26 protein-coding genes are annotated in these 26,305 nt (G+C 73.7%); 11 read left to right on the top strand and 15 right to left on the bottom strand.

Translation table 11 applies throughout. From position 1 onward, the window contains the following. Positions 1–23: 23 nt before the first annotated feature. The gene (locus ACLFMI_RS23160) at positions 24–638 is read left to right on the top strand and encodes an ArsR/SmtB family transcription factor (protein WP_410950051.1); all 615 of its coding nucleotides are present in this window, start codon (positions 24–26) and stop codon (positions 636–638) included. On the opposite strand, the gene ACLFMI_RS23155 is transcribed toward ACLFMI_RS23160, so the two are convergent. Continuing rightward, entirely contained in the window at positions 563–1,495 is a 933-nt protein-coding gene (locus tag ACLFMI_RS23155; RefSeq protein WP_410950050.1) for an LLM class F420-dependent oxidoreductase, read from the bottom strand. The genes ACLFMI_RS23160 and ACLFMI_RS23155 overlap by 76 nt on opposite strands. A 36-nt stretch (positions 1,496–1,531) precedes the next feature. Between ACLFMI_RS23155 and ACLFMI_RS23150 the strand changes: the two genes are divergently transcribed. From ACLFMI_RS23150 to ACLFMI_RS23140, 3 genes are read left to right on the top strand one after another with little or no spacing between them, the layout of a single operon-like run. Continuing rightward, positions 1,532–2,452, top strand: a complete 921-nt coding sequence (locus tag ACLFMI_RS23150) for an SDR family NAD(P)-dependent oxidoreductase (RefSeq protein ID WP_410950049.1) — start codon at positions 1,532–1,534, stop codon at positions 2,450–2,452. Between the two features lie 3 nt (positions 2,453–2,455). Further along, entirely contained in the window at positions 2,456–3,460 is a 1,005-nt protein-coding gene (gene lipA / locus ACLFMI_RS23145) for a lipoyl synthase (RefSeq protein ID WP_410950048.1), read from the top strand. A gap of 45 nt (positions 3,461–3,505) precedes the next feature. Continuing rightward, entirely contained in the window at positions 3,506–4,243 is a 738-nt protein-coding gene (locus ACLFMI_RS23140; RefSeq protein ID WP_410950047.1) for a DUF4191 domain-containing protein, read from the top strand. Between the two features lie 20 nt (positions 4,244–4,263). Here the strand turns inward: ACLFMI_RS23140 and ACLFMI_RS23135 are convergent, their stop codons facing one another. Further along, positions 4,264–4,734 carry an RDD family protein gene (locus ACLFMI_RS23135; protein ID WP_410950046.1) on the bottom strand — a complete coding sequence of 157 codons (471 nt, stop codon included), beginning with the start codon at positions 4,732–4,734 and terminating at the stop codon, positions 4,264–4,266. A gap of 183 nt (positions 4,735–4,917) precedes the next feature. On the opposite strand from ACLFMI_RS23135, the gene glnA reads away from it, so the two are divergent. Continuing rightward, positions 4,918–6,339: a type I glutamate--ammonia ligase gene (glnA, locus tag ACLFMI_RS23130; RefSeq protein WP_410950045.1), complete on the top strand. Its 1,422-nt coding sequence runs from the start codon at positions 4,918–4,920 to the stop codon at positions 6,337–6,339. Between the two features lie 731 nt (positions 6,340–7,070). Here the strand turns inward: glnA and ACLFMI_RS23125 are convergent. Further along, on the bottom strand, positions 7,071–7,481 hold the full coding sequence (locus tag ACLFMI_RS23125) for a hypothetical protein (RefSeq protein ID WP_410950044.1): 411 nt from the start codon (positions 7,479–7,481) through the stop codon (positions 7,071–7,073). A gap of 117 nt (positions 7,482–7,598) precedes the next feature. Here ACLFMI_RS23125 and ACLFMI_RS23120 point away from each other — a divergent pair, with 117 nt between their 5' ends. Further along, positions 7,599–8,285 carry an MmpS family transport accessory protein gene (locus tag ACLFMI_RS23120; protein ID WP_410950043.1) on the top strand — a complete coding sequence of 229 codons (687 nt, stop codon included), beginning with the start codon at positions 7,599–7,601 and terminating at the stop codon, positions 8,283–8,285. Between the two features lie 513 nt (positions 8,286–8,798). Here ACLFMI_RS23120 and ACLFMI_RS23115 read toward each other — a convergent pair. The 5 genes from ACLFMI_RS23115 to ACLFMI_RS23095 form a co-directional block, all read right to left on the bottom strand. Further along, positions 8,799–9,065: a GlsB/YeaQ/YmgE family stress response membrane protein gene (locus ACLFMI_RS23115; protein ID WP_410950042.1), complete on the bottom strand. Its 267-nt coding sequence runs from the start codon at positions 9,063–9,065 to the stop codon at positions 8,799–8,801. Between the two features lie 584 nt (positions 9,066–9,649). Beyond that, a complete protein-coding gene (locus tag ACLFMI_RS23110) occupies positions 9,650–10,084 on the bottom strand; it encodes a GlcG/HbpS family heme-binding protein (protein WP_410950041.1) in 435 nt (144 codons plus the stop codon). Positions 10,085–10,133: 49 nt separating this feature from the next. After that, positions 10,134–10,562, bottom strand: a complete 429-nt coding sequence (locus ACLFMI_RS23105; protein WP_410950040.1) for a nitroreductase/quinone reductase family protein — start codon at positions 10,560–10,562, stop codon at positions 10,134–10,136. Between the two features lie 22 nt (positions 10,563–10,584). Continuing rightward, complete coding sequence (locus tag ACLFMI_RS23100) at positions 10,585–11,298, bottom strand: M50 family metallopeptidase (RefSeq protein WP_410950039.1); 714 nt, start codon at positions 11,296–11,298, stop codon at positions 10,585–10,587. 43 nt (positions 11,299–11,341) lie between these two features. Next, complete coding sequence (locus ACLFMI_RS23095; RefSeq protein ID WP_410950038.1) at positions 11,342–12,226, bottom strand: TIGR03619 family F420-dependent LLM class oxidoreductase; 885 nt, start codon at positions 12,224–12,226, stop codon at positions 11,342–11,344. Between the two features lie 37 nt (positions 12,227–12,263). On the opposite strand from ACLFMI_RS23095, the gene ACLFMI_RS23090 reads away from it, so the two are divergent. After that, positions 12,264–13,196 carry a MerR family transcriptional regulator gene (locus ACLFMI_RS23090; RefSeq protein ID WP_410950037.1) on the top strand — a complete coding sequence of 311 codons (933 nt, stop codon included), beginning with the start codon at positions 12,264–12,266 and terminating at the stop codon, positions 13,194–13,196. A 28-nt stretch (positions 13,197–13,224) separates the two neighbouring features. On the opposite strand, the gene ACLFMI_RS23085 is transcribed toward ACLFMI_RS23090, so the two are convergent. Next, positions 13,225–16,257 carry a bifunctional [glutamine synthetase] adenylyltransferase/[glutamine synthetase]-adenylyl-L-tyrosine phosphorylase gene (locus tag ACLFMI_RS23085; protein WP_410950036.1) on the bottom strand — a complete coding sequence of 1,011 codons (3,033 nt, stop codon included), beginning with the start codon at positions 16,255–16,257 and terminating at the stop codon, positions 13,225–13,227. A gap of 128 nt (positions 16,258–16,385) precedes the next feature. Between ACLFMI_RS23085 and ACLFMI_RS23080 the strand changes: the two genes are divergently transcribed. Next, positions 16,386–17,603 carry an FAD-dependent monooxygenase gene (locus ACLFMI_RS23080; protein WP_410950035.1) on the top strand — a complete coding sequence of 406 codons (1,218 nt, stop codon included), beginning with the start codon at positions 16,386–16,388 and terminating at the stop codon, positions 17,601–17,603. 16 nt (positions 17,604–17,619) lie between these two features. Here ACLFMI_RS23080 and ACLFMI_RS23075 read toward each other — a convergent pair whose 3' ends face one another. The 3 genes from ACLFMI_RS23075 to ACLFMI_RS23065 form a co-directional block, all read right to left on the bottom strand. Beyond that, on the bottom strand, positions 17,620–18,105 hold the full coding sequence (locus ACLFMI_RS23075; protein WP_410950034.1) for a cupin domain-containing protein: 486 nt from the start codon (positions 18,103–18,105) through the stop codon (positions 17,620–17,622). Beyond that, positions 18,102–19,442: a glutamine synthetase family protein gene (locus ACLFMI_RS23070; protein WP_410950033.1), complete on the bottom strand. Its 1,341-nt coding sequence runs from the start codon at positions 19,440–19,442 to the stop codon at positions 18,102–18,104. The genes ACLFMI_RS23075 and ACLFMI_RS23070 overlap by 4 nt, the downstream gene beginning before the upstream one ends. An 87-nt stretch (positions 19,443–19,529) precedes the next feature. Continuing rightward, positions 19,530–21,191 carry an alpha/beta hydrolase gene (locus ACLFMI_RS23065; protein WP_410950032.1) on the bottom strand — a complete coding sequence of 554 codons (1,662 nt, stop codon included), beginning with the start codon at positions 21,189–21,191 and terminating at the stop codon, positions 19,530–19,532. A gap of 192 nt (positions 21,192–21,383) precedes the next feature. On the opposite strand from ACLFMI_RS23065, the gene panB reads away from it, so the two are divergent. Continuing rightward, a complete protein-coding gene (gene panB / locus ACLFMI_RS23060) occupies positions 21,384–22,244 on the top strand; it encodes a 3-methyl-2-oxobutanoate hydroxymethyltransferase (protein ID WP_410950067.1) in 861 nt (286 codons plus the stop codon). Positions 22,245–22,250: 6 nt separating this feature from the next. Here panB and ACLFMI_RS23055 read toward each other — a convergent pair whose 3' ends face one another. Continuing rightward, positions 22,251–23,447 carry a glutamate-cysteine ligase family protein gene (locus tag ACLFMI_RS23055; protein WP_410950031.1) on the bottom strand — a complete coding sequence of 399 codons (1,197 nt, stop codon included), beginning with the start codon at positions 23,445–23,447 and terminating at the stop codon, positions 22,251–22,253. A 161-nt stretch (positions 23,448–23,608) separates the two neighbouring features. Between ACLFMI_RS23055 and ACLFMI_RS23050 the strand changes: the two genes are divergently transcribed. Continuing rightward, entirely contained in the window at positions 23,609–23,770 is a 162-nt protein-coding gene (locus ACLFMI_RS23050; protein ID WP_410950030.1) for a hypothetical protein, read from the top strand. A gap of 5 nt (positions 23,771–23,775) precedes the next feature. Then, the gene (locus tag ACLFMI_RS23045; protein ID WP_410950029.1) at positions 23,776–24,624 is read left to right on the top strand and encodes a hypothetical protein; all 849 of its coding nucleotides are present in this window, start codon (positions 23,776–23,778) and stop codon (positions 24,622–24,624) included. A 3-nt stretch (positions 24,625–24,627) separates the two neighbouring features. Here the strand turns inward: ACLFMI_RS23045 and ACLFMI_RS23040 are convergent, their stop codons facing one another. Beyond that, positions 24,628–25,404 (bottom strand): maleylpyruvate isomerase family mycothiol-dependent enzyme, encoded by a 777-nt coding sequence (locus ACLFMI_RS23040; RefSeq protein ID WP_410950028.1) that lies wholly within the window; start codon positions 25,402–25,404, stop codon positions 24,628–24,630. 7 nt (positions 25,405–25,411) lie between these two features. After that, the gene (locus ACLFMI_RS23035; RefSeq protein WP_410950027.1) at positions 25,412–26,254 is read right to left on the bottom strand and encodes a fumarylacetoacetate hydrolase family protein; all 843 of its coding nucleotides are present in this window, start codon (positions 26,252–26,254) and stop codon (positions 25,412–25,414) included. Between the last annotated feature and the right edge of the window lie 51 nt (positions 26,255–26,305).

The raw sequence follows: 26,305 nt of genomic DNA, 5'->3' as shown, positions 1-26,305 counted from the left end.
CGTAGTTCCGTAGTATCGTCACCGTGACCGAGGACGACGCCGACCACCGCCTGGCCGACCTGGAGCACCGGGTCGCCGAGCTGGAGCGACGGCTCGGCGGCACCGAGGTCCCGGACGGTGGCCGCGGAACGGGGGGTACCGCGGCCACCGGCACCGGATCGGGCATCGTGCAGTACTCCGGCGAGGTCGCGCTGCACGGCGAGGTCCGCTGGTCGATCACCTACGACGCCGGCGCCGCGCTGGCCCTGGACGACGAGCCCCGCACCGCCGTGCTCGCCGCGCTCGGGCACCCGGTCCGGGTCCGGATCGTGCGCGGCCTGCTGCACGGCCCGCGCGGCACCGGCGAGCTGACCGAGGTCGCCGAGCTGGCCTCGACCGGGCAGCTCTACCACCACCTAAAGGCGCTCACCCACTGCGGCCTGGTCGACCAGGACGGCCGGGGCAGCTACCGGATCGCGCCGGCCGTCGTCGTGCCGGCGCTGGTGCTGCTCACGGCCGCCTCCGACGTGGGGGCCCAACCCCGCCCGTGTGTGGTTGTCGCGGCCCCGCCCGCGACAACCACTCACAACTGCGGCAGCACCTGCTCGGCGAAGTCCTCGAGGTGCGCGAGGTCGGCCAGGTCCAGGATCTGCAGGTAGATCCGGCCGGCACCGGTCTCCTCCCGCCAGCGGCCGAGCTGGTCGACGACCTCGCCGGGGGTGCCGGCCAGGCAGCTCGCCCGGACGTCCTCGACGTCCCGGCCGACCGCGTTCGCCCGGCGGGCCACCTCGGCGTCGTCCCGGCCGAGGCAGAGCATCTGTGCGATCGAGTACGTCAGCTCCGCCGGGTCACGGCCGGTCTCCCGGCAGGCCCCGCGGACCCGCTCGAACTGCGCGGCGACGGCGTCCGGCGGGGAGAACGGGACGTTGAACTCGGCGGCGAACCGGGCGGCCAGCGCCGGGGTCCTCCGCTTCCCCATCCCGCCGACGATCACCGGCGGGCCGGGCTGCTGGACCGGCCGCGGCAGGCACGGCGAGTCGGCGACCGTGTAGTGCGTGCCATGGTGGGAGAACCTCTCCCCCGGCGCGGTGCCCCACATCCCGGTGAGGATCTCCAGCTGCTCGGTGAGCATCCCGAACCTCGTGCCCAGCGGCGGGAACGGGATGCCGTAGGCGGTGTGCTCGCCCTCGAACCAGCCGGTACCCAGCCCCAGCTCGATCCGGCCGCCGGACATCTCGTCGGCCTGCGCGACGGCGACCGCCAGCGGTCCGGGCAGCCGGAACGTCGCCGAGGTGACCAGGGTGCCGAGCCGGATCCGCTCGGTCTCGCGGCCGAGCGCGGCCAGGGTCGTCCAGGCGTCGGTCGGGCCGGGCAGGCCGTCGGCCTGGCCCATGGCCAGGTAGTGGTCGGAGCGGAAGAACGCGTCGTACCCGGCGTCCTGCGCGGTGCGGGCCACGCGCAGCAGGTCGGAGTAGGTGGCCCCCTGCTGGGGCTCGGTGAAGATCCGGAAGTCCACGAGAGCGCACGGTAGCCGCCCGCTACGGTCGCCGCCGTGTACCCGCTCGGAGATCTCACCGGCCGCACCGTGCTCGTCACCGGGACGACGTCCGGACTCGGCCTGGCCGCATCCACCGCGCTGGCCCGGGCCGGCGCACGGGTGCTGATGACCGCCCGGGACCGCGAGCGCGGGGCGGCCGCCGTCGCGCAGGTGGGTCACGCTGCCGAGCTCGTGCTGCTCGACCTGGCCGACCTGGCCTCGGTCCGGGCCGCGGCGGCGCAGGTGCGCGAGCGCACCGGTGACCGGCTGGACGTGCTGCTGAACAACGCCGGTGTCGCGATGGGCCCGCGCAGGGCGACCGCGGACGGGTTCGAGCTGCAGATCGGCACCAACCACCTCGGCCCGGCCGCGCTGACCTGGCTGCTGATGCCGGCACTGCGGACCGCCGGCGACCCCGACCGGCCGTCCCGGGTGGTGACGACGACGAGTCTCGGGCACCGCTCCGGCGGCCTCGACCTCACCGACCTGCACTGGACGCGGCGCCGGTACGGGCCGAACGCCGCCTACGGGGCGTCGAAGCTTGCGAACCTGTTGTTCGCCGCGGAGCTGGACCGGCGGCTGCGCCTGGCCGCCGACCCGGTCGTGTCGGTGGCCGCGCACCCCGGGATGACCGAGTCGTCGCTGCTGTCCAACTCGTTCCGGCGTGGCGCCGGAGCGCTGTCCTGGTGGTTCGTGCCGTGGGACCGCTGGCTCACCTCGCCGGTCTCCGAGGGTGTCGGGCCGCAGCTGGCCGCGGCCGCAGGCCCGGTGCACGGCGGCGACTTCCTGGGCCCGTCCGGGCCGTTCGAACTGCACGGACCGCCGGGGCCGGCGCGTCGTTCGGGCGCGGCCGGGGACCCGGGGCTCGCGGGCAGGTTGTGGCACGTCACCGCCTCCGCGACCGGCGTCACACCGGACCCCGGGCGTACGGTGTGACGCGTGACCGTCGCACCAGAAGGCCGCAAGTTGCTCCGTCTCGAGGTCCGCAACTCGGAGACCCCGATCGAGCGCAAGCCCTCTTGGATCCGGACCCGCGCGCGGACCGGCCCGCAGTACACCGAGCTCAAGGGGATCGTCCGGTCCGGCGGGCTGAACACGGTGTGCGAGGAGGCCGGCTGCCCCAACATCTACGAGTGCTGGGAGGACCGGGAGGCCACGTTCCTGATCGGTGGTGAGCAGTGCACCCGGCGCTGCGACTTCTGCCAGATCGACACCGGCCGTCCCGCCGACCTCGACACCGACGAGCCGCGCCGGGTCGCCGAGTCCGTGCGCCAGATGGGGCTGCGCTACTCCACCGTCACCGGCGTCGCCCGCGACGACCTCGACGACGGCGGGTCCTGGCTCTACGCCGAGACCGTCCGCAAGATCCACGAGATGAATCCGGGCACCGGCGTCGAGCTGCTGATCCCGGACTTCAACTCCCGCGACGACCAGCTCGGCCCGGTCTTCGACACCCGGCCCGAGGTGCTCGCGCACAACGTGGAGACCGTCCCGCGGATCTTCAAGCGGATCCGTCCCGCGTTCCGCTACGAGCGCTCGCTGGAGGTCCTCACCAAGGCCCGCGCCGACGGCCTGGTGACCAAGTCGAACCTGATCCTCGGCATGGGCGAGACCCCGGGCGAGGTGACCGAGGCGCTGCGCGACCTGCACGAGGCCGGCTGCGAGATCATCACGATCACCCAGTACCTGCGCCCGACCAAGCGGCACCACCCGGTGGAGCGCTGGGTCAAGCCCGAGGAGTTCGTGGAGCACTCGCGCGCCGCCGAGGAGATCGGCTTCGCCGGAGTCATGGCCGGGCCGCTGGTGCGCTCGTCGTACCGGGCGGGGCGGCTCTACGCCCAGACCGTCGCGCATCGCGGCGAGGAGCTGCACCCGAACCTGGCACACCTGGCCGACTCCGGCCCGGCCGCGCAGGAGGCCAGCTCGCTGCTCGCCCGGAGCTGACACCTGGTCGCACCATCGGTCACAGCGCAGAAGTAGGCTGGTCACATGCCCGGCAAGCCCCGCAAGCCCACGCCCGACGAGAAGAAGGCGCGCAAGGCCGAGAAGAAGGCCGCGTCGAAGCAGCGCCGCCAGCAGATCTGGCAGGCGTTCCAGATGCAGCGCAAGGAGGACAGGAAGCTCCTCCCGATCATGATCGGCGTCCTCGTCGGTTCGATCGCGGTGCTGACGCTCGTCGGCTGGTTCTTCGGGCTCACCTGGTTCTTCGTCCCGTTCGGCGTGGCCATCGGCGCGCTCGCGGCGTTCAGCATCTTCGGCCGCCGGGTGCAGAAGTCGGTCTACGTGAAGGCCGAGGGGCAGCCGGGCGCCGGCGGCTGGGCGTTGGACAACATGCGCGGGCAGTGGCGGGTCACCCAGGGCGTCGCGGGCAACACGCACCTCGACGCCGTGCACCGGGTCATCGGGCGGCCCGGGATCATCTTCGTCGCCGAGGGCGCGCCGCACCGGGTGAAGAACCTGCTCGCGCAGGAGAAGAAGCGCACCGCACGGGTCGCCGGCACCACCCCGATCTATGACGTCGTCGTCGGGAACGAGGAGGGTCAGGTGCCGCTGAAGAGCCTCCAGCGCCACCTGATGAAGCTGCCCCGCAACATCTCCGCCGCGGAGATGGACTCGCTGGAGGGCAAGCTCAACGCCCTCGGCAACCGCTCCGCGGCGATGCCGAAGGGCCCCATGCCGCAGGGCGCGAAGATGCGCTCGGTGCAGCGCACCGTGCGCCGCCGCTGACCCTCCCCGGGGCTCGGAGCTCAGCCGCGCAGCACGCGCACGACGATCGTCGTGGTCGCGCGGTCGTGCCAGCCCCGCCCGTCGGCGTCGACGAAGAACACCGGGATGACGACGGCGATCATCGCGGTCCGCAGCAGCGCCCGCGGGACGCCGACATGACGGGCCATGTCCGTCCGCGCGACACGCATCCCGAGCGCGACGTGCCCGGGCGAGGACCCGAGGACCGCGACGGTCAGCGTGGTGATCACGAACCAGGTGCCCAGGATCCACCAGCTGAAGTCGGCGGTCCCGATCGCCTCGGTCCCCGCCACCAGCAGCACCAGCAGGTAGGCGAGCAGCCAGTCCAGGCACACGCCGCCGATCCGGCGGCCCACAGCCGCCACCGAGTAGTGCCCCGTGGCGGGCAGGCCGAACCGCCGGCCCGCGTGTCCGGAGGCGTGATCGCGCCCGGTGGGTGAACCGGGAAGCCAGGACTCGATCCAACGGGCCATGGCTTCTAGCCTAGGCGTGTCACCGGCACCGATGCCGCCCACCGGCAGCGACCGCCCCGACACTGTGACGTACGTCCGGGTCGGTGCAGTTAACGTCGGTGAAACAGGTGAGTGATGGCTGGGCAACACGGCGCTCCTACCGTCGCCCACGATCTCCACCAGCGATCGAAGGAGCGCGAGAGAGTGTTCAGCAACGCCGAAGAGGTACTCAAGTACATCTCGGACGAGAAGGTCGAGTACGTCGACATCAGGTTCTGCGACCTGCCCGGCGTCATGCAGCACCTCACCGTCCCCGCGAAGACCGCCGGTGACCTCCTGGAGAACGGCGCCGCGTTCGACGGGTCCTCCGTCCGCGGCTTCCAGGCCATCAACGAGTCCGACATGGCACTGTTCCCGGACCCGGCCACGGCCCGCGTCGACCCGTTCCGCAAGCACCGCACGCTGAACGTCAACTTCTTCGTGCACGACCCGGTCACCGGCGAGCCCTACTCCCGCGACCCGCGCAACGTCGCCCGCAAGGCCGAGGAGTACCTGGCCGCGTCGGGCATCGCGGACACCGCGTTCATGGCCCCCGAGGCCGAGTTCTACGTCTTCGACTCCATCCGCTTCGGGACCGACCCGCACCAGGCCTACCACCACATCGACTCCGCAGAGGGCTGGTGGAACACCGGGCGCGAGGAGGCCGGTGGCAACCTCGGGTACAAGGTCAACTACAAGGGCGGCTACTTCCCCGTCCCGCCGGTCGACCACTACGCCGACCTGCGTGCCGACATCGTCAGCACCATGCAGGAGTCGGGCTTCGAGGTGGAGCGCGAGCACCACGAGGTCGGCACCGCCGGGCAGGCCGAGATCAACTACAAGTTCAACACCCTGCTCCACGCCGCCGACGAGATGATGCTCTTCAAGTACCTGGTGAAGAACGTCGCGTGGCAGAACGGCAAGACCGCCACCTTCATGCCGAAGCCGCTGTTCGGCGACAACGGCTCGGGCATGCACGTGCACTCGTCGCTGTGGAAGGACGGCCAGCCGCTGTTCCACGACGAGTCCGGCTACGGCGGGCTGTCCGACATGGCGCGCTACTACATCGGCGGGCTGCTGCACCACGCGCCGTCGCTGCTGGCCTTCACCAACCCGACGGTGAACTCCTACCACCGGCTGGTCCCGGGCTACGAGGCGCCGGTCAACCTGGTCTACTCCGCCCGCAACCGCTCGGCCTGCATCCGGATCCCGCTCTCCGGCGACAGCCCGAAGGCCAAGCGCGTCGAGTTCCGCTGCCCGGACTCGTCGGGAAACCCGTACCTGGCCTTCTCGGCGATGCTGATGGCCGGCCTGGACGGCATCAAGAACAAGATCGAGCCGGCGGCGCCGATCGACAAGGACCTCTACGAGCTCCCGCCCGAGGAGGCCCGGGACGTCGCGCAGGTCCCGTCCAGCCTCGCGGCGGTCATCGACCGGCTCGAGGAGGACCACGAGTACCTGCTCGAGGGTGGCGTGTTCACCCCGGACCTGATCGAGACCTGGATCCAGTACAAGCGGGAGAACGAGATCGACCCGCTGCGGCTGCGTCCGCACCCGTACGAGTTCGCGCTCTACTACGACGTGTGACCAGGTCGGGCTGCCTGACCTGCGGTCACGTCAGTTGAGCTCGTCGGCAATCCGCTGATGATCCGCACGAGCGACGGGGACTTCCCCACGGTGGTCCTCGTCGCATCGTCGAGTTGCGGCCACAGTCGGTAGGACCGGTCGAGGCGCAGATGCGGGTTGTCGCGCCCCGCGCACCCCGTACTCCGCCCTCCGTACTCCGGCCCCCGCTGCGTCGGTCCCGCGTGTCGGGCTCCTCGGCCGGGCTGGTGTGCGGAGGCCCTGTGCGCGGGGCCGGGTTCGCGTTCCGCGGAACCTGCGGCGGCGATCAGGCCGCGGCCGATTGCATCTACCGTGCGAGTGGTACCTAGTGACCTGCAGGATTGCGGGCGGCGACACCGCGGCCTGCATCCGGGTCAGGGTGCCGGTCACCGGGCTCGGCGCGGCGAGTGTGGCGCCCACGAGCCCGACGACGAGCATGAGCAGCGCCAGCCCGGTGGCGATCCCGAGCCCGGTGTAGAGCAAGCGGCGATGGGTGCGGCGTGGCGGCAGCGGCGGCACGGGCGAGGTCGGCGGGTTCTGCCGCTGGGCGGGGATCGCTTCGGGCGCCGGGTAGCGCGGCGGCGCCTGGTGGATGGGTTCCGACAGAGGGTCGACGGTTGCGGATGGGCCGTTACGCGGCACCGGGGTCGGATCATCAGTTCTGGGTATCGCCACGGCCCGGGTAGCGAACCGGGCCTGACCAGGGGTGGCGGCTAGATCTGTGCGTTGTTCGCGGCGAACCACGCCCGGTCGGCCGCGGTGAGGTAGCGGGCCGCTTCCCGCAGCGCGTTTTCGCTGGCCTCCCGTTCGCGGCGCTCGATGATGGTCTGCACCCGCTCGGCTACTTCGGGGTCGCGCCGGTAGCTGGCCACAGCGACGGTGATCAAAAGCGCGAGCAGGAGCAGGATGGGGGGCGCGGCCACGATGAGCACCAGGAAGGCCAGGGCCGAGACGATCATCAGGCGGCGGAACCATGGGCGGCTGCGCCACGCCTGCGCGGGAGACAGTGCGGTGAACGGGCGCTGCGTGAGCGGGGTGCCGGCGTAGGGCAGTTCGATCTCGACACGCTTGGCGATGTAGTTCTCGCGGGCGGTGCGGGCGCTGGGGCCGAAGGGAGTAGTCACACCCTGCGATCGATGGTGTCGGGTGGGCCGTTACGCCGTAGCGGGGTCAGGTCGTCAGTTCTGGGTATTCACTTCCGCCGGGGTAACGAACAGGGTCTGACCTGGGATTCAGCTGGCGTGACTACTCCATACGGCCCGCAGGGCCCGCAGCCGCAGTACCCCTACAACCCCCAGTCGCAGCAGCCGGCGCCGTGGGTGTCCGGGCGGCACACCGCCGCTGGGCAGCCGCCACACGGGCAGCCCGCGTGGATCCCGGCGCCGCCGGAGCCGCCCCGCAAGAAGGGCGGGAAGTGGAAGTGGGTCGTCGGCGTGCTCGCCGTGCTGGTCGTGATCGGCATGGTGAACGGTGGCGGCGAGTCCCCGGAGGACGCGACGGCGGCCACGCCGGTCGCGGAGGAGGCTGTGGCACCCGCACCGGTGGCGCCGCCTGCCCCCGTGGTTCCGGCTGCGCCGGCACCCGCCCCGGTGGCACCGGCGCCGGTGGAGGAGCCCGCCGAGCCTGCCTCGACCGGGATCACCTACGAGGTGACCGGTAAGCAGGGGTCGGGCACCGGGTACGGGCCGGGTACGAGCGTGACCTACACGAGCGGCGAGAACATGCAGCTGTCGCAGAACACCGACACCGAGCTGCCGTGGACGGAGACCGTCGACCTCGGCGACAACATGTTCCGTATGGCGACTCTGACCGCCCAGGCCGGTGATGGGGTCACGTCGATCACGTGCCGGATCACCGAGAACGGTGAGGTGCTGGCGGAGAACACCTCGACCGGGCAGTTCGCGGTGGTCAGCTGTAACGCCAGCTAACCGGGTCACACGACCAGCGGCTACTCTCTCGTTCCGGCGCCCGGCCGGGGTTCTTGGAGTAGTCACGTACACCGGTCCCGGTCGGGCGCCCTTACTTCCCCTCGTGACCCCGGTCTGGCTTCGGTCAGGCCGGGGTCACCGCTCTGTGCGGGGGTTATCCGGGGAGGAGGGCGGGGCCCAGCCCGGCGTCACGCCGCAGAGCGTCAAGGTCGGATCTCCGGGGTGAAGGTGAGCCGGATCGCCGGGGCGGGCACCGAGGACCTGACGCCCGTCCAGGTCACCGACAACGGGGACGCGCCGATCACGCCGTACCCGGGCGGGCCGAGCGCGCCGCCGCCGAACGGGATCCCGCACCGCCGGCCGGCTGAGCGCAACGTCCGGGGCGGACTCGCAGCAGCACGCCACGCCGGCTGCGGCCCCGGCGCGGGGCCGGCGACCGTCGTCCGGGAACCACCCCGGACACACGTCGGCGCCGCCCGGACGGACCGGACGGCGCCGCGAGCAGGACCCGGACTAGCCCCTGACCTGCTTGCGCCCGGTGACCTTGTTGTAGACGATCAGCACGACGATCGCGCCGATGATCGAGCCGATCCAGCTCGAGGGCGAGAAGCTCTGGAAGCCGGTGAAGAGGCTGACGACGAGGCCACCGACGACCGAGCCCGCGAGACCGAGCAGGATCGTGCGCACGATGCCGATGTCGTCCTTGCCCGGGACGACGGCGCGGGCGACGAAGCCCGCGACGAGGCCCAGCACGAGCCAGCCGAGAATGGTCCACAGCATGATGTCTCCTCCTTGTTCCGGACCGTCCCCCGACGGACCCTCCTTGGCGACCGGTTCGGCCGGCCTGACACCGAGTGACCGGCCGGCTGCCGGACGAAACGTCTGCCGAGAGTAGACCCGTACGGGCGGCCGGGCATGCGTGAAACGCCCCGGCACACCCGATCCGGGGTCCCTGAGCCGGATTCCGGGTTCCCCCCGATGCGCCGCGGTCCGCGACGCAGGATCGGTCCAGTGATCCGCTTCCCGCCCGCGGACGCGGATCCGTTGACACGGGTGGCCTGTGGCTGGTTGACTCCGAAGTACCGTGTTCCAGGTCACAAGGGGTGACACCCTGACCGGCGTCGCCGCCCTCCGTGACCGTGACCCGCCCGCCCCGGCACCCGAACCGGTCACCACGCACCACCCTCGCGCCACAGCCGCGCGACCACGAACGTGCACGGCCCTTCCTCGGCGGCAGGGTCGTGTTCCCTCCGCGCCCCCGGGCTGACTCTGTCGCCCGGGGGTGCGGCTCGAATCCGGACCGGCGGGGCTCCCGGCAACCACCGGACCGCAGCTACCGGACCGCAGCAACCGGAGTGTCGGCGTCACTCTGCGCCGGTGACGGCGACCAGCCCGGCCGCCTGGATCCCCGCGACGGCGGCGGCCTCGTCGTTCAGCGAGGCGTCACCGGTCACGCCGACCGCGCCCAGCAGCGTCCCGGCGGCGTCGCGCACGAACACCCCGCCCGGCACCGAGAAGATCTTCCCGCCGGCCAGGTTCGCCACCGAGGTGAAGAACTCCGGCGAGTCCGCGGCGCGCGCGGCGATGGCCCGGTTGGTCATCCCCAGCGCGAGCACGCCGTTGGCCTTGCCGACGGCCAGATCCGGGCGCAGGTAGCCGGAGTAGTCCTGGCGGGCCAGCGCGACGATCGCGCCGCCCGGATCGAGCACGGCCACCGTCAGCGGGTTGAACCCCTGGTCGGTGCCGTGCGCCAGCGCCGCGGCGGTGATGGTCTGAGCCTGCTCGAGAGTGATCGTCATACCCGGACCCTGCCATTCCGGACGCCGCGACGCCGCAGCGGTCGGGAGGTCAGCGCGGGACGAGCGCCACCAGCGGGATCGTCCGGATCCCCTCGACCTTGCGCTGGTAGGCGGCGAACCCGCCCTCGTTCTCGAGGATCCGGTTCCAGAGCCGGTCCCGCTCGTCACCGGTCAGGTCCTCGGCGTGCACCGGCGTCGTCTCGACGTTCCCGTCCCCGTCGGCGATCTCGACGACGACGTCCGGGGTCGCCATCAGGTTGTGATACCAGGCCGGATGCGTGGGGGCACCCGCTGCGGAGGCCACCACGAACCGGCGATCGCCGTCGGCGAACCAGCGCACCGGGGTGATCCGCTCGGTCCCGCTGCGCGCGCCCACGTGGTGCAGCAGGACCATCGGGAGCCCGGTGAAGGGCGGACCGACCTTCCCGGCGTTCTCCCGGAACTCGCGGACGACGCGGGCGTTGAAGTCCTCTGCCATGCAGCCGATCCTGACAGCCCGGTCAGGCGGGCGCACCGCCCGGAGCGAAGACGACCCAACCGGCGGCCGCCGCCGCGAGCACCGCGGCGAGCACGAAGAACGCCGCCCACACCCCGCCGGAGAGCGGGGTCAGCTCGGCCAGCCGGTCGGCGTCGGAGTGCCGCAGGCGGCCGTACCGGCGTCCGCGACGCAGCTCGGAAGCGGCCCGCACCCCGCCGAACAGCAGGAACCAGCACAGCGCGGCGGCGAACCCGGTCCGCAGGTCCTCGCCGGCGCGCACCGCGACCAGCACCAGCAGCCCCCCGCTCACCAGGACGACGAGGCCGCCGTAGAGGTTGCGGATCTGCAGCAGCGTCGCCGCGAGCAGCGCCACGCCGGTCCAGAGCGTCGGGCCGGCGAGGTCGGTGGCGACCAGCACCGCGCCGCCCAGACCGAGCAGCGGCGGGAAGACGTACCCGGCGAGGAACATCGCGACCACGCCCGGCCCGCGACCGGCCCCGGTCGAGTGGGTGACGCCGGACGAGTCGGCGTGCAGCCGGATCCCGCTCAGGCCCCGCCCCACCAGCACCGCGACCAGCGCGTGCCCGCCCTCGTGCGCGATCGTCACCGCGGTGCGGGTGAGCCGCCAGCTCGGCCGCCAGGCCACCACCACGAGCGCCAGCAACGCCGCCAGCAGCGACGCCGGTCGGGCCGCGACCAGCTCGTAGCCGCGGGTGATCAACTCGGAAGGACCCACGGCGTCCAGTGAACCAGCGGGGCGCCCGGCACCCGCGGCCCGGTCAGGCCACCGCGGTGACGATCTCCTCGACCAGCGCCAGCGCCTCGTCGTGGTCGGCGGTCACGTACATCAGGTCGACGAACGCGTGCTCGACGTCGGTCTCGTCGCGGACCCTGTGCAGGGTGGTGACCGCGTCGGCGGCCGTCGAGCCGGCCGGCAGGTTCACCCGCAGCACCGCGCCGATCGCGCCGGGATCGCGCCCGGCCTCGGCGGCGGCGGCGCGCAGCTGCGCCCACGGCGTCGAGACGGCGGCGTCCAGGTCCCGCACCGACGGCGTCACCACCGGCAGGAACCCGTCCGCGCGCTCGGCGATCCGGCGCCGGGCCCGCGGCGCGAACCCGGCCAGGTAGACCGGCACGCCGCGCGGCTTGGCCTGCACGTGCGAGGGCGGGATCGTCGCGAACCGGCCCTCGTGGGCGACGGGCTCGTCGTGCCACCAGGTGCCGAAGACGTCGAGCGCCTCGTCGAGCCGGGCGCCGCGCTCGGCCATCGGGACGCCGACCGCCTCGTACTCCTCCGGCGACCAGCCGGTGCCCAGCCCCAGCAGCAGCCGGCCGCCGGAGAGGTTGTCGACCGTGGCGACCTGGCGGGCCAGCAGCGCCGCCGGGTACCAGGGGGCGTTCAGCGTGCTGGTGCCGAGCAGCACCCGCGACGTCGCGGTCGCGGCCGCGGTGAGCAGCGCCAGCGGGTCGTGCGCCGCCCGGAACTCGGCCGGCACCGTGTCGCCGCCCGCGTAGCCGACCCGCGGGTCGACCGCGGCGAGCAGCCGGTCCCCGGCCCACAGGCTCGCCGCACCGCGCTCCTCCGCGCCCGCCGCGAACTCCGCGGTCCGGTCGGCGCGGGCGGCCGCCGCTCCGAACTGCGGGACACCGAATCCGATTCGCACTTGACCTCCAGTGGCTGGAACCAGCGACGCTCTTCCCGTGACCGCGACGCCCACCCATGATCACCCCGTGCTGCTGACGATCGGCGAGCTGGCCCGGCGTACCGGAGTACCGGTGCGCACGATCCGCTTCTGGTCGGACGAGGACCTGGTGCCCTCGGACCGCAGCGCGTCGGGTCATCGGGTGTACGACGCGGCCGCCGTGGCCCGCCTCGACCTGGTCCGGACCCTGCGCGAGCTGGGGCTGGGCCTGACCGAGGTGCGCGCGGTGCTGTCCCGCCGGCGGGGGGTCGGCGAGGTGGCGTCCGCGCACGTCCGGGCCCTGGACGGCCGGATCCGGGAGCTGAAGGCGCAGCGTGCGGTGTGCGCGCTGCTCGCCCGGACCGGCGATCATCCCGATGAGAGGAGCGTGACCCTGATGAACGACCTGGCCCGCCTGTCCGCCGGCGAGCGGCAGGCCCTGATCGACGAGTTCGTGACCGAGGCGTTCGCCGGGACCGACCCGGACGCGCCCGGCGCCGGCATCGCCGAGGCGATGCGCAGCCTGCCCACCGAGCTGCCCGACGACCCCAGCCCGGAGCAGGTCGGAGCCTGGGTGGAGCTGGCCGAGCTGGTCCGCGACCCGGGCTTCCGGGCCCGCTGCCGGGAGATGGCCGTCGCCGGCTCGACCGAGCCGGTGCACCACGAGCGGCAGCTCGACCCCGCCGAGGTGGCCGAGCACGCGGGGCCCGCCGAGGCGGCCGGCGTCGACCCGGCCTCGGCCGAGGCGGCCGCGGTGCTGGCACGGATCTCGGGCGTCGCCGATCTCGACGCCGCCGCCCGGGTCCGGGCCGCGGAGACGATCGAGCTGTTCGCCGACCGCCGGGTGGAGCGGTACTGGACCCTGCTCGGGGTGCTCAACAGCTGGCCGCGGCGCGAGCCGGCGATCCCGGCGTTCGAGTGGGTCGCCGCGGCGCTGCGCGCCCGTGAGTGAATAACGCGGCCAGGACCTCGATAACCACTCACGGGGCGAAGCCGTAGAACACCCGCTCGACGACGCCCCGGGCCCGCCGGGTGGTGCGCCGGTAGTCGTCGAGGAACACCCCCGGGTCGCCGCCGGGCCGGTAGCCCAGCGCGACGGCCACCGCGGCCAGCTCCCGCCCCGAGCGCGGGAGCTGGTCGCCGGGCTTGCCCTTGACCAGCATGATCGCGTTGCGGGCGCTGGTCGCGGTCCGCCAGCCCTGTTCCAGCTCGGCCGCGTCCTCCGGGTCGATCAGGCCGGCCTCGGTCGCCTCCCGCAGCCCCTCCAGGGTCGCGGTGGTGCGCAGCCCGGACACGTCCCCGGCGTGCTGCAGCTGCTGCAGCTGCACGGTCCACTCGACGTCGGCGAGCCCGCCGTGGCCGAGCTTGGTGTGCGTGCCGCGGTCCGCGCCCCGGGGCAGCCGCTCGTCGTCCACCCGGGCCTTGATCCGGCGGATCTCGGCGACCGCGGTGTCGGCGATGCCCTCGGCCGGGTAGCGGATCGGGTCGATCAGGTTGGTGAACTCGCGGGCCAGCGCCCTGTCCCCGGCGATCGGGCGGGCCCGCAGCAGCGCCTGCGCCTCCCACGTCTCGCCCCAGCGCGCGTAGTACTCCCGGTAGGACGCCAGGGTCCGCACCATCGGCCCGGAGCGCCCCTCCGGGCGCAGGTCGGCGTCCACCGGCAGCTCCGGGTCCGGGCTGGGCGAGCCCAGCAGCCGTCGGACCCCTTCGACGACCTGGGTGGCCCAGCGGACCGCCTCGTGGTCACCGACGCCCTCGACCGGCGCGCAGACGAACATGACGTCGGCGTCGCTGCCGTAGCTGCACTCGCCGCCGCCGAGCCGGCCCATGCCGATCACCGAGATGGTGGCCTTCCGCTCGCTCTGCGCACGCAGCACCGCGTCCAGCGTCGACGCGAGCACCGCCTCGTTCACCGAGGTCAGCGCGGTGCACACGGCGTCGACCTCGAGCAGGCCGAGCAGGTCGGCACAGGCGATCCGGAGCATCTCGTGCCGCCGGTAGGAGCGTGCCGAGGCCACCGCCGCCTCCGGCGTGGACTGGCGGGCCACCGTCGTGCGCAGCGCGACCGACACCTCCACCGGGTCCCGGGTGAGCTCCGGGCTCTGCCCGGACGAGGACGTCGCCAGCATCCGCAGCACCTCGGGCGCGCGCGCCAGCAGGTCCGGGACCAGCGCCGAGGTGCCGAGCAGGATCATCAGGCGCTGGGCGACGGCACCCTCGTCGCGCAGCAGCCGCAGGTACCACGGGGTGTCGGCGAGCGCCTCGGACACCCGGCGGTAGGCGAGCAGCCCGCGGTCCGGGTCCGGGCTGACGGCCAGCTCGTCGAGCAGCACCGGCAGCAGCGTCCGCTGGATCGCCGCGGCCCGCGAGACCCCGCCGGTGAGTGCCCGCAGGTGCCCCAGCGCGCCCTCCGGGGACGCCCAGCCGAGAGCCTTGAGCCGGGCCTGGGCCGCCGCCGGGGAGAGCACCGCGTCGGCGTCCTCGCCGGCCAGCCGGGACACCGCCGAGAGCAGCGGCCGGTAGAACAGCTTCTCGTGCAGCCGGCTGACCCGGCGCGCGTTGCGCTGCCACTCCGCGACCAGCACCCCGACGACGTCGCGCCGGCCGTCCGGCCGGATCCGCGCCGAGCGGGCCAGCCAGCGCAGCCCGTCGGTGTCGTCGCGACGCGGCAGCAGGTGGGTGCGGCGCAGCTTCTGCAGCTGCAGCCGGTGCTCGAGCAGCCGCAGGAACCGGTAGGAGGCCGCCAGGTTGGCGCCGTCGTCACGGCCGACGTAGCCACCGGCCGCCAGCGCGGCCAGCGCCTCCAGGGTGCTGCCCGAGTGCAGGGTGTCGTCGGTGCGCCCGTGCACCAGCTGCAGGAGCTGGACGGCGAACTCGACGTCACGCAGCCCGCCGCGGCCCAGCTTCAGCTCGCGCTCGCGCTGGTCGGAGGGGAGGTTGTCGACCACCCGGGTGCGCATCGCCTGCACCTCGGCGACGAAGTCGTCGCGGGCCGAGGCCTGCCAGACCAGCGGGGCGAGCGCGTCGATGTAGGACCGGCCCAGCACCGGGTCCCCGGCGATCGGGCGCGCCTTGAGCAGCGCCTGGAACTCCCAGGTCCTCGCCCAGCGCTTGTAGTAGGTGACGTGCCCGTCCAGGGTCCGGACCAGCGCACCGTGCCGGCCCTCCGGGCGCAGGTTCGCGTCCACCTCGAAGCAGGCGTCACCGGCGAGCCGCATCACCCGCGACGCCAGCCGGGTCGCCTGCTGGGTCAGCTCGCCGCCCGGCTCGGCGACGAAGATCACGTCGACGTCCGAGACGTAGTTCAGCTCCCGGCCGCCGCACTTGCCCATCCCGATGATCGCCAGCCGCAGCTCGTCCGGCGGGTCCAGCTCTGCGGCCGCCACCGCCAGGGACGCGGCCAGCGCGGCCTCGGCCAGGTCGGCCAGCTGGGCCGCGACGTCGTCGACCTCCATCATCGGCAGGCCCGGGTCCCCGACGGCGGCCAGGTCGGCCGAGGCCAGGCCGAGCAGCTCGTCGCGGTAGGCGGTCCGCAGCGCGACGGCGGCGTCGGCGCCGGTCACCGTGGCACATGCCCCACCGGCGGTGCCGGGCGGCGGCGCGAACGGGTCCGCCCCGACCGCCTGCAGCAGGGTCGCCGTGCGGCGGGCCAGGTCCGGCGGCGGGCTCCGCCGCTCCGTGGTGTCGGCCAGCAGCGGCCACCGGTCCGGGTGCGCGATCAGGTGATCGCCGAGCGCGGTGGACGACCCGAGCGTCGCGAACAGCCGCCCGCGCAGCCCGCGGTCGGAGCGGAGCGCCTCGTCGATCTCCGGCCACGGTTCGGTCTGGGACAGCCGCTCGACGGCGCGCAGCCCCAGCTCCTGGTCGGGGCTGCGGGCGAGCGCCCACATGATCTCCTCGCAGCCGGCGGCCGGGCCGTCGCCGTTCCACCAGCCGAGCGTGCGCAGGGTGTCCCCCGCCCCCGGACCGGTGAAGCCCAGCCGGGCCAGCGACGTCCCCGTCCGCCGATCCATCACGGGAGTCGATCCTGCCCCATCCCGGGCCGGTCCTGCCGCGCAGCCCGCACCGGCGAGTGTTGTCGGGACGGGGCATAGGGGGCAGGGTCACCGGTGAGTCGGGCCGGTCGATGGAGGGAAACCGGATGTCGGACGTGATCGTCGTCGGGGGCGGCATCGGGGGGCTGGTGACCGCGCTGGAGCTGCACCGGCGCGGGATCGGCGCGACGGTGTACGAGCAGGGCCGCGGCGACCGGGAGCTCGGGGTCGGCCTGAACCTGCTGCCGCACGCCGTCCGGGTGCTCGACGACCTCGGCCTGCTCGACGCGCTCACCGGCATCGGGGTGTCCACCGCCGAGCTGACCTACGCGCACCGGTTGGGCCTGCCGGTCCTGCGCAGGCCCTGCGGTGTCGCGGCCGGGTTCGCGCTGCCCCAGGTCGCCGGGCATCGCAGCCGGCTGCACCGGATGCTCGCCGACGCCGTCCGGGAGCGCCTCGGGCCGGACGCGATCCGCACCGGGCACCGGGTCGTCGCCACCGACCAGGACGGCGACCGGGTGCACGTGCGGTTCGCCGACCCAGCGCTGCCGGCGGCGAGCGGTGCCGTGCTGGTCGCCGCTGACGGGATCCACTCGGCCGTCCGGGCCGGGCTGTTCCCGGACGAGGGCCCGCCCCGCTGGAACGGGGTGACCATGTGGCGCGGCGCGACGCCGTGGCCGGACTTCCGCGGCGGCCGGTCGATGATCGTCGCCGGCGGTACCGCCGCGAAGCTGGTCGTCTACCCGGTCGGCGCCGGGGACGGGCCGGGGACGTCGCTGATGAACTGGGCGGTCTGCATCGCCACCGGCGCCGACGGCGACCCGCCCCCGCAGCGCCAGGACTGGTCCCGCCCGGCCGAGCACGCGGTCGCGCTCTCCCACGCCCGCCGGTTCCACCTCGACGACGTCGACCACCAGGCGCTGATCGCCGCCACACCGGAGATCTTCGAGTTCCCGATGTGCGACCGCGATCCGCTCCCGCACTGGACGCACGGGCGGATCACGCTGCTCGGCGACGCCGCGCACCCGATGTTCCCGATGGGCTCCAACGGCGCGGGCCAGGCGGTCCTGGACGCCGAGGCGCTGGCCCGGCACCTCGCCGCGGCCCCGGACCCGTCGACGGCGCTGCTCGCCTACCAGGACGAACGGCTGCCGGTCACCGCCGACGTGGTGCTGCGCAACCGCACCGGCGGACCCGAGATGGTGATCGACGAGGTGGAGCGGCGCGCCCCGGACGGCTTCGACCGGCTCGCCGACGTGATCACCGACGACGAGCTGGACGCGATCTTCTCCGGCTACCACCGGGCGTCCGGGAACGTGCGGTGACCCGGCCCCGGTCCGGTCAGTCCGCGCCGGGCACCGATCCCGGCGGCAGGAAGTCCACGTCGTGCAGCGCCGAGACCCGGACCACCTCGGCCGGGTCGGTGAGGTCGTGCAGCTGGTCGAACAAGGCCGCCAGCCGACCGGCCGGGCTCACCCAGAACAGCGCCCGGGCGTCACCGGACTCCTTGTTGTAGTAGGCGTGCGGCAGGCCCTTGGGCATCAGCACGGTGTCGCCCGGCCCGGCCTTCTCCCACTGCCCGTCCAGGTAGAGGGTGAACACGCCGTCGAGGACGTGGATGTGCTCGTCCTGGGTGGTGTGCACGTGCGGCGGCACCCCGGTGCCGGGCGGATCGAGCGTCTCGAAGGCGAAGCTGGTCTCGCTCACCGCCTTGGCCCAGTAGGTGTGGCCCAGCACGTTCCACACCCGCTTGTACTGGCCCTCACCGGCCCGCGTGATCCCCTTGGGGAGCGGACCGAGAACGATCTCGTCGTCGAAAGTCGTCACAGCACCGGAAGATACGTGGCCAGCTCGTGCGGGGTCACGTTCCGCCGGTAGGCGTCCCACTCGGCGCGCTTGTTCCGCAGGAAGAACTCGAAGACGTGCTCGCCCAGGTACTCGGCGACCAGCTCGCTGCGCTCCATGATGTCGAGCGCCTCGGTCAGGTTCTGCGGCAGCTGCTCGTAGCCCAGCGCCTTGCGCTCGGTGTCGGTCAGCGCCCAGACGTCGTCCTCGGTCGGCGGCGGGAGCTCGTAGCCCTTCTGCACGCCGGTCAGCCCGGCACCGAGGATCACCGCGTAGGCGAGGTAGGGGTTGCACGCCGAGTCCAGCGTGCGGACCTCGATCCGGCGCGACGACGACTTGCCCGGCGAGTACATCGGCACCCGGACCAGCGCGGACCGGTTCGCGTGCCCCCAGGAGACCGCGGTCGGTGCCTCCCCGCCGACGATCAGCCGCTTGTACGAGTTGACCCACTGGTTGGTGACGGCGGTGATCTCCCGGGCGTGCCGGAGCACGCCGGCGACGAACGCCTTGCCGGTCTCGGACAGCTCGTAGGGGTCGTCCGGGTCGTGGAAGGCGTTGGAGTCGCCCTCGAACAGCGAGAAGTGCGTGTGCATCGCCGAGCCGGGGTGCTCGGAGAACGGTTTCGGCATGAACGACGCCCGCACGCCCTGGGTCAGCGCGACCTCCTTCACGACGTAGCGGAACGTCATGAGGTTGTCGGCCATGGTCAGCGCGTCGGCGTAGCGCAGGTCGATCTCCTGCTGCCCGGGGCCGCCCTCGTGGTGGCTGAACTCCACCGAGATGCCCATCGACTCCAGCGTCTCGATGGTGTTGCGCCGGAAGTGCGGGGCCACGTCGTGGCTGGCCTGGTCGAAATACCCGCCGGAGTCGGCCGGGACCGGCCGGGAGCCGTCGTCAGGCAGGTCGCGCAGCAGGTAGAACTCGATCTCCGGGTGCACGTAGCAGGTGAACCCGGCCTCCCCCGCCTTGTTCAGCGCGCGGGTCAGCACGTGCCGCGGGTCCGCCCAGGACGGCGAGCCGTCCGGCATCGCGATGTCGCAGAACATCCGGGCCGAGTAGTGCTCGCCGGCGGACTCCCAGGGCAGCACCTGGAACGTCGACGGGTCCGGCTTGGCGACCATGTCGGACTCGTAGACCCGGGCGAAGCCCTCGATGGCCGAGCCGTCGAAGCCGATGCCCTCCGCGAAGGCGCCCTCCAGCTCGGCCGGCGCGATCGCCACCGACTTGAGGTACCCGAGCACGTCGGTGAACCACAACCGGACGAAACGGATGTCGCGCTCTTCGAGCGTGCGGAGGACGAACTCCTGCTGGCGGTCCATGCGGCGGAGCCTAGGAACCCGGTGTTACGCGGAGGTTTCCGGGGTGCACGGGCCCCCGACGGGGGCCCGTGCACCGGCCCGGCCGGCTCAGGTCGACGGGAGGGTGCACTCGGCATCCTCCGGGGGCAGCTTCAGGTCGACCAGGTAGTCGATCGCCAGCTTGTCGATGCAGGGGTCTCCCTGCAGGGCGGCGGTGTGCTGCTCGCCGTTGACCTTGAGCAGGCTCCCGCCGAGCTGCTCGGCGAGGTCGACACCGGCCTGGTACGGCGTCGCCGGGTCACCGGTGACCGACACCACCAGGGCCGGCGGGAGTCCCTGCACGTTCGGCACGTGCGGCTCGCTGGTCGGCGGGACCGGCCAGAACGCGCACGGGTCCTTCGCCGCCACCGGAGCGCGGCCGGTGGAGCGGAACGGCGCGGCCTGGTCCGAGCGCTCGGCCAGCTCCCGGACCTCCGCCGGGTCGGTGACCGGCGGCTGGTTCACGCAGCTGATCGCCTGGAACGCCTGCAGCATGTTCGAGTAGCGGCCCTGCTCGTCGCGCTCGTGGTAGGTGTCGGCGAGGATCTTGAGGATCCGGCCCTGGCCGTTCGCGACCTCGGAGATCCCCTGCTGCAGGATCGGCCAGTACTCGGACACGTACAGCGCCGTGCTGACGCCGGTCTGGGCGTCGGTGAAGTTCAGCGTGCGCCCGTCCCCGACCGGCACCGGCTTGTCGATCAGCTGCTGCATGATCGTCTGGAACGCCCGGGTGGCCTGCCCCGGGTCGGTGCCCAGCGGGCAGTTCGGCCGGCTGGTGCAGTCCTTCGCGAAGTTGTCGAAGGCCAGCTGGAAGCCGGCGTTCTGGGACACCGAGGACTCGATGGTCGTCTGGGTGGGGTCGATCGCCCCGTCCAGCAGCAGCGCCCGCACGTTCTGCGGGAACGCCTCGGCGTAGGCGGTACCCAGCTCGGTGCCGTAGGAGAACCCGGCGTAGGTCATCTTCTGGTCGCCGACGGCGGCCCGCATGACGTCCATGTCCTTGGCGACGTCCCGGGTGCCGACGTTCGCCAGCACGTCCGCGCCGGTGCGCTCGGTGCAGCGGTCGGCGTACTGCTCGGCGTTGGCCTCGGCAGCCGCGACCCCGGCCGGGGACGGGTCGGTGAAGTCCTTCTCCCGCTCCTGGTCGGCCTCCTGGTCGGTCAGGCACTGGATCGCCGGGCGGCTCGCGCCGGTGCCGCGCGGGTCGAAGCCGATCACGTCGAACCGGTCCCCCAGCGGGGTGGTCGACCAGGTCGGGATCTGCTGCGCGGCGAACGCGGTACCGGACCCGCCGGGGCCGCCCGGGTCGACGAACAGCGACCCGACCTTGTTGCCGGTGGCCTTCTTCCGCAGCAGCGCGATCTCCATCGTCTCGCCGTCGGGCTGCGCGTAGTCCTGCGGCACGGTGACCCGGGTGCAGTCCAGCTGCGGGTCGGTGAAGGCGTCGGCCACCGTCGAGGTCGGCGCGTAGTCGGCGCACGGCCCCCAGGCGAGCTGCTGGTCGTAGAACTTCGCCAGCTCCGGCGGCTCCTGCGCGGGCTGCGCCTCGCCCCCGGCCGGGCCCGGACCGGCACACGATGCGACCAGCACCAGCGCCGCCGCGCCGAGCGCCACCATCCCCACGAGCCGCCCGCGCCGCCGCGCCGGGTGCGCCCACGGGCGTACCGGTGTGAATGATCCGGGGGCGTTGGCGGCTCCGGAGCCACGCGGGCGGAGCAGTCGGGGGAGCATGACCGCGAGCATGCCAGCCGGTACCGACGGTCGGGATCCGGCGGGTACCTCGCCGCGGCCGGGGCCGGCGCCAGTGAGCGTCCCCACACCGCGGTCCCGCTGCGTCGCAGTACTGCCACCCTGGCGTCCGCCACCGACGGCGAACCCGGGGACCCGTGACGAGCACGGGCCTCGAGGCACGGAAGGAGCTCACTGGTGAGCACAGAGCGAAGCGCGGGCGAGGTCGAGTCGCCCTACCGGGCCCCCACGGCCCCGCCGAAGCGCACCCGCGTCCACCACCTGCTGCAGTGGAAGCAGGAGGGGCGGCACTGGCCGATGCTGACGGCCTACGACGTCTACTCGGCCGGGATCTTCGACGACGCCGGCATCCCGGTCCTGCTGGTCGGCGACTCGGCCGGCAACAACGTGTTCGGCCACGACAACACCATCCCGGTCACCACCGACGAACTGCTGCCCCTGACCCGGGCGGTGGTCCGCGGCGCCCGCAGCGCGCTGGTCGTCGCCGACCTCCCGTTCGGCAGCTACCAGGTCTCGCCCGGCCAGGCGCAGGAGACGGCGTTCCGGTTCATGAAGGAGGCCGGCGCGCACGCGGTGAAGCTGGAGGGCGGCGCCCGGTTCGCGCCCCAGGTGGAGGCGCTGACCGCGTCCGGGGTGCCGGTGATGGCGCACCTGGGCTTCACCCCGCAGAGCGAGCACGCGCTCGGCGGTTTCCGGATCCAGGGCCGCGGTGACGCCGCGGACCGGCTCGTCGAGGACGCGCTGGCGCTGCAGGAGGCGGGCGCGTTCGCGGTGGTCCTGGAGCTGGTCCCGGCCGACGTTGCCAAGCGGGTCACCGCCGAGCTGCGGATCCCGACGGTCGGGATCGGCGCCGGCCCGGACTGCGACGCCCAGGTGCTCGTCTGGTCGGACATGGCCGGGATGAACCGCGGGAAGGTGCCGCGGTTCGTGCGCCGCTACGCCGACGTCGGCGGGGTGCTGCACGAGGCCGCCGCGGCGTTCGCCGCGGACGTCCGCGGTGGCGAGTACCCGGCGCCGGAGCACTCCTACAGCTGAGCACTCCTACAGCTGAGCGGCCGGGCGGGCGGGGTCGGGGATGCCGGGGATCCCGCCGCCGGCGCGGTACCGGGCCAGCATCCGGGCCGCCGGGGTGTGGTCCCGGCCCAGGCGCTCGCGCAGCAGGTCGAGGCGGGCGGTGTGGGCCGGGTCACCGCGCAGCGCGGCCGCGGCCGCGTCCAGGACGGCGAGCGACCCGGCCCGCACCGCCGGATCGGACCAGCCGTGCGCCGCCGAGCGGCGGTGCGCGGCGGCGTCCGGGACGTGCCGCCGCTCGGGCAGGGTGTCGTCGAGCAGGACGCCGGTGAGCAGGCTCAGCAACGCAGGGAGCAGGCCCGGATCGGCCCCCTCCGGATCGCCCGGGTCCTCCTCGGCCAGCGCCGGGACGGCGTCGAACGCCTTGAACTCGATCCGGCCGACCTCCACCGGGATCCCGGCGTGCCGAGTCAGCCCGGGGTCGCTGGGCACCAGCGGCGTGCCCGGTTCCAGGTAGGCCAGGGCGGCCGGGCGCGGGCCGGTCCGCCAGGACGTCCGCGCGGACGGCCCGCCCCAGACCCGGCCGTCCCGGAACGGCGCGGAGAACGACCACGGCACCAGGAAGGGGCTGTAGGCGGTCAGCTTGGCGGCGGCGTCGACCAGCAGGCCGGGGTCGGCGCCGCACTCCGGGAACGACAGGTTCATGTCCGGGCCCCAGGTGAGCATGTGCAGGTGCGCGGTGCGCTCCTCCGGCGAGCCCGCCATCAGCGCCCGCTCGTACGCGTTCGGCGGTGGGTCGAGCCGGTACGCCGACCGGTACGGGTGGAAGCCGATCGCGACCGGGTGCAGCCCGTGCCGGGCGGCGACGGTGCCGAGCTCGCGCGCGTCCCGGGCCAGCGCCGCGGCGACGGCGTCGACGTCGTCGTGCACCCGGGTCCGGATCTCGATGCCCTTCGGGTCGAACCGGACCAGGCCACCGTGCTCGTCGAGCCGCTCGTAGCCCTCGGCGTACCAGCGCTTCTGCCGGATGCCGGCGTCCCCCACCCGCAGGTCGGCGTGGTCGGCCGGGTCCCCCGGCAGCTCCTCGATCACGGCCGCGACCTCGGCGTGGGTCAGCGAGGTGAAGTCGGCGAGCGATCCGTCCGCCCGGAGCAACGCCAGCTCGTGCTCGATCCCGTATCGCGCGGCGCCCCGCATCCGATCCACCCCCGGCAACCCGTCGTGCACCGGCGGTGACGTTACCGCCGCCCCGCGCGGCGCCGGATGTGATCCGGTCGCCGCGGGTCCCGCCTCACCCGTTCCGCGCTGGACAACAGGGGCCGGACCGGTCAGCCTGGTGACGGCGGACACACCCGGGGCCGCCCGGGATCCGGATCGCAGGAGGCGTCATGAGACTGGGTCGCAAGATCTCCGAGGGATTCGCGGTCGACCACGAGGCCGACCGGCGCGCCACCCCCGCACCGCCTGCCGCGCAGGCCGAACCGGATCTCGCCGAGCGGGCGCCTGCCGACCGCGAGGTACCGGCCCGCTCGGGGGCCCGCGAGGACTGATCGGCGTGCGCGGGCTCTTCCGCCGCACCCCGCAGGAGTTCCCCGCCGGGCCGCTCGACGGGCACAAGCTGGCGTTCCCGATGCTCTCGGCGGACGGCACGACGGCCGGGTTCAGCGGGGTCACGCTCGGTCGTGCGCACGTCTACCGCACGGTCGACGACGCGATGTGTGCCCACGGGTGCCGGCACTCCTGCCCGTCCCGCTGGTGCGACTGCGGCTTCTACTGCTTCCACTCCCCCGACGACGCCCGCGAACTGGCCTGCGCACCCGAGCACCAGGGCGCGGTCCTGCTCGAGGTCGCGGCGTCCGGCCGGTTCCGCCGTTACGAGATGGGGCTGCGCTACGCCCGGCAGCGGGTGCGCGCGATCCGGCTGCGCCCGTGCCGGTGCGGGACGACGGTGGCGGCCCTGGCCGACACCGGCTCCGGGCAGCGCGGCTGGCGGCGGTTGGAGCCGGTGTGCGCGCGCTGCGCGGGCGCCCGCCCGGTGCTGACGCCGGACCGGTTCGCCCGGCTCGCCGGGGTGACCCTGCTGCCCGACGAGGTCGCGCCCGGACCGCTGGCCCCGATCGGGGCCCGGGCCGCGAGCCCCGAGCCCGCCGGGGTGGCGGGCACCGTGCCCGACGGGGTGGCGAGCACCGTGCCCGACGGAGCCGGGGACGCCCGCCCGCTGGATGACCGCCCGCTGGACGACTCGGCGTTCGGCCGGATCCCGGACGACGGGGACGGGCTGGCCGCGGCGGGAGCGGTCGCGGTGCTCACCGCCGAGATGGCGCTGCTGCAGGCCCGGCTGGACGAGATGGCCCGTCAGCTCGGCCGGGCCACCGCCCGCCTGGACGAGCTCGAGGGCCGGTGAGGATCAGAGCCAGACCGGCAGCGGCCCGGGGCGGTCGCCGCCCGCGGTCCGCAGGCCCTTGCCGAACGGGCGGCCGAGCAGCCAGGCGATCAGGTCCGGGGCCCGGCCCCGGACCGTGCCGAGGTCGGCCGGCGCCGGATCCCCGGCAACGGTGGGGCCCGGCCCGAACTCCAGCACCTGCTGGGTACGGGTCTCCTCCAGCCGCACCCGCGGGCACCCGGGGACCGTGGCCAGGGTCGCGGTGACATCGGCGACCAGCACCCGCCGCATCGGGATCGGGAGGTCCTTGAACGAGGCGCCCACGTCGAGGTCGACGGCGTGGATCCACACCTCGCGGGCCCGCGCCCACGGCACCGCGGTCGCCGGGATCTCGACGTCCTGGGCGTTGCGGACCCGCGCCCGCCAGGCGTTCTCGGGCATCCGCCGGACGGCGTCGGCCAGCCGGTCCGAGGTCTCGACGACGTCGGCCCGGATCTCGTCGGGCGCGCGGCCGGCGCCGGCCTCGATGTCGGCGTCCCGGCTCTCCCGGTCCCGGTAGGCCCGGGTCTGGACACCGGTCCGGGCCCAGTGCAGCAGGTTGCTCATGGCGTCGGCGTTGCGGGCGATGTGCGTGAGCACGTGCGCCCGGGTCCAGCCGGCCAGCAGCGACGGGGCGCCGAACGCCTCGTCACCCATCCTGCTCATCAACCCGCGCAGGTGCGCCTGCCCGTCCGCGGCCCAGGCCAGCGAGTCGGCGCGGGTCGGCGGGACCGCCGGGGTGCCGGGGTCGGAGCCCGTCACCGGGAGGTCACCGGACGGCCCGGCAGATGTTGCGGCACTCCCCGACGCCCTGCACCGCGGTGACGATCTCGGCCCCGTCGGTCAGGTAGCGCGGGGGCGTGCGCGCGTGCCCGACGCCGGCCGGGGTCCCGGTGGCGATCACGTCGCCCGGGTTCAGGGTCACGATCGTCGACAGGTAGACGACCAGGTCCACCGGCGAGAACACCAGCTGGTCGGTCGTCGAGTCCTGCATGACCTCGCCGCCGAGCGCGGAGTGGATCCGCAGCGCGGTCGTGGCGTCGGCCGGGTCGGCGGGCAGCTCGTCCGGGGTGACCAGCTCCGGGCCGAGCGGGGTGGAGTGCTCCCAGGTCTTGCCCTGCAGGAACTGCTTGGTGCGGTTCTGGTAGTCGCGCATGCTGACGTCGTTGAGCACCGTGTAGCCGGCGATCGCCGCGCGCGCGGTCTGCTCGTCGGCGTGCCGGACCGAGCGCCCGATCACCAGGGTCAGCTCGACCTCCCAGTCGACCTTCTCCGACTCCGCCGGCAGCTCGATCTCGTCCCGGGCACCGATCAGCGACGGCGCGAACTTGCCGAAGATCGTGGGGTGGGCGGGCAGCTCGTTGCCCATCTCCTGCACGTGGTCGCGGTAGTTCAGCCCGATACAGATGATCTTCTCGGGAGCCGGGACGAGCGGCGCGTGGTCGAGACCGGCGGCGTCGTGCACGGGCCCGTCGGCGCGCGCGGCGTGGTCCGCCCAGTCGGGGCGCTCGAGCAGCGCGCGGACGTCGGACTCGCCGGTCTCCACCGCCGAGTCCCCGTCCACCCGCACGGCCCGCAGCCCGGTCGCGGTCCGGATCGTCGCGAGCCTCATCGCGGGGTTCCCCTCTCGGCTGTCTGCGGGTACATCACGGCGCAGAGTCTG

The organism is Pseudonocardia nantongensis (assembly GCF_046546495.1).
Lineage (GTDB): Bacteria > Actinomycetota > Actinomycetes > Mycobacteriales > Pseudonocardiaceae > Pseudonocardia > Pseudonocardia nantongensis.
This window is presented reverse-complemented; position numbering and strand designations above follow the sequence as displayed.

What these genes read in the sequence shown, in the direction of transcription:
- ACLFMI_RS23080 (WP_410950035.1), top strand. Translation starts at nt 16,386, where the DNA reads ATGTCGGACGTGATCGTCGTCGGGGGCGGCATCGGGGGGCTGGTGACC.
- ACLFMI_RS23135 (WP_410950046.1), bottom strand. Translation starts at nt 4,734, where the DNA reads ATGGCCCGTTGGATCGAGTCCTGGCTTCCCGGTTCACCCACCGGGCGC.
- ACLFMI_RS23070 (WP_410950033.1), bottom strand. Translation starts at nt 19,442, where the DNA reads ATGGACCGCCAGCAGGAGTTCGTCCTCCGCACGCTCGAAGAGCGCGAC.
- ACLFMI_RS23115 (WP_410950042.1), bottom strand. Translation starts at nt 9,065, where the DNA reads ATGCTGTGGACCATTCTCGGCTGGCTCGTGCTGGGCCTCGTCGCGGGC.
- ACLFMI_RS23105 (WP_410950040.1), bottom strand. Translation starts at nt 10,562, where the DNA reads ATGGCAGAGGACTTCAACGCCCGCGTCGTCCGCGAGTTCCGGGAGAAC.
- ACLFMI_RS23140 (WP_410950047.1), top strand. Translation starts at nt 3,506, where the DNA reads ATGCCCGGCAAGCCCCGCAAGCCCACGCCCGACGAGAAGAAGGCGCGC.
- ACLFMI_RS23035 (WP_410950027.1), bottom strand. Translation starts at nt 26,254, where the DNA reads ATGAGGCTCGCGACGATCCGGACCGCGACCGGGCTGCGGGCCGTGCGG.
- ACLFMI_RS23050 (WP_410950030.1), top strand. Translation starts at nt 23,609, where the DNA reads ATGAGACTGGGTCGCAAGATCTCCGAGGGATTCGCGGTCGACCACGAG.
- ACLFMI_RS23065 (WP_410950032.1), bottom strand. Translation starts at nt 21,191, where the DNA reads ATGCTCCCCCGACTGCTCCGCCCGCGTGGCTCCGGAGCCGCCAACGCC.
- ACLFMI_RS23085 (WP_410950036.1), bottom strand. Translation starts at nt 16,257, where the DNA reads ATGGATCGGCGGACGGGGACGTCGCTGGCCCGGCTGGGCTTCACCGGT.
- ACLFMI_RS23110 (WP_410950041.1), bottom strand. Translation starts at nt 10,084, where the DNA reads ATGACGATCACTCTCGAGCAGGCTCAGACCATCACCGCCGCGGCGCTG.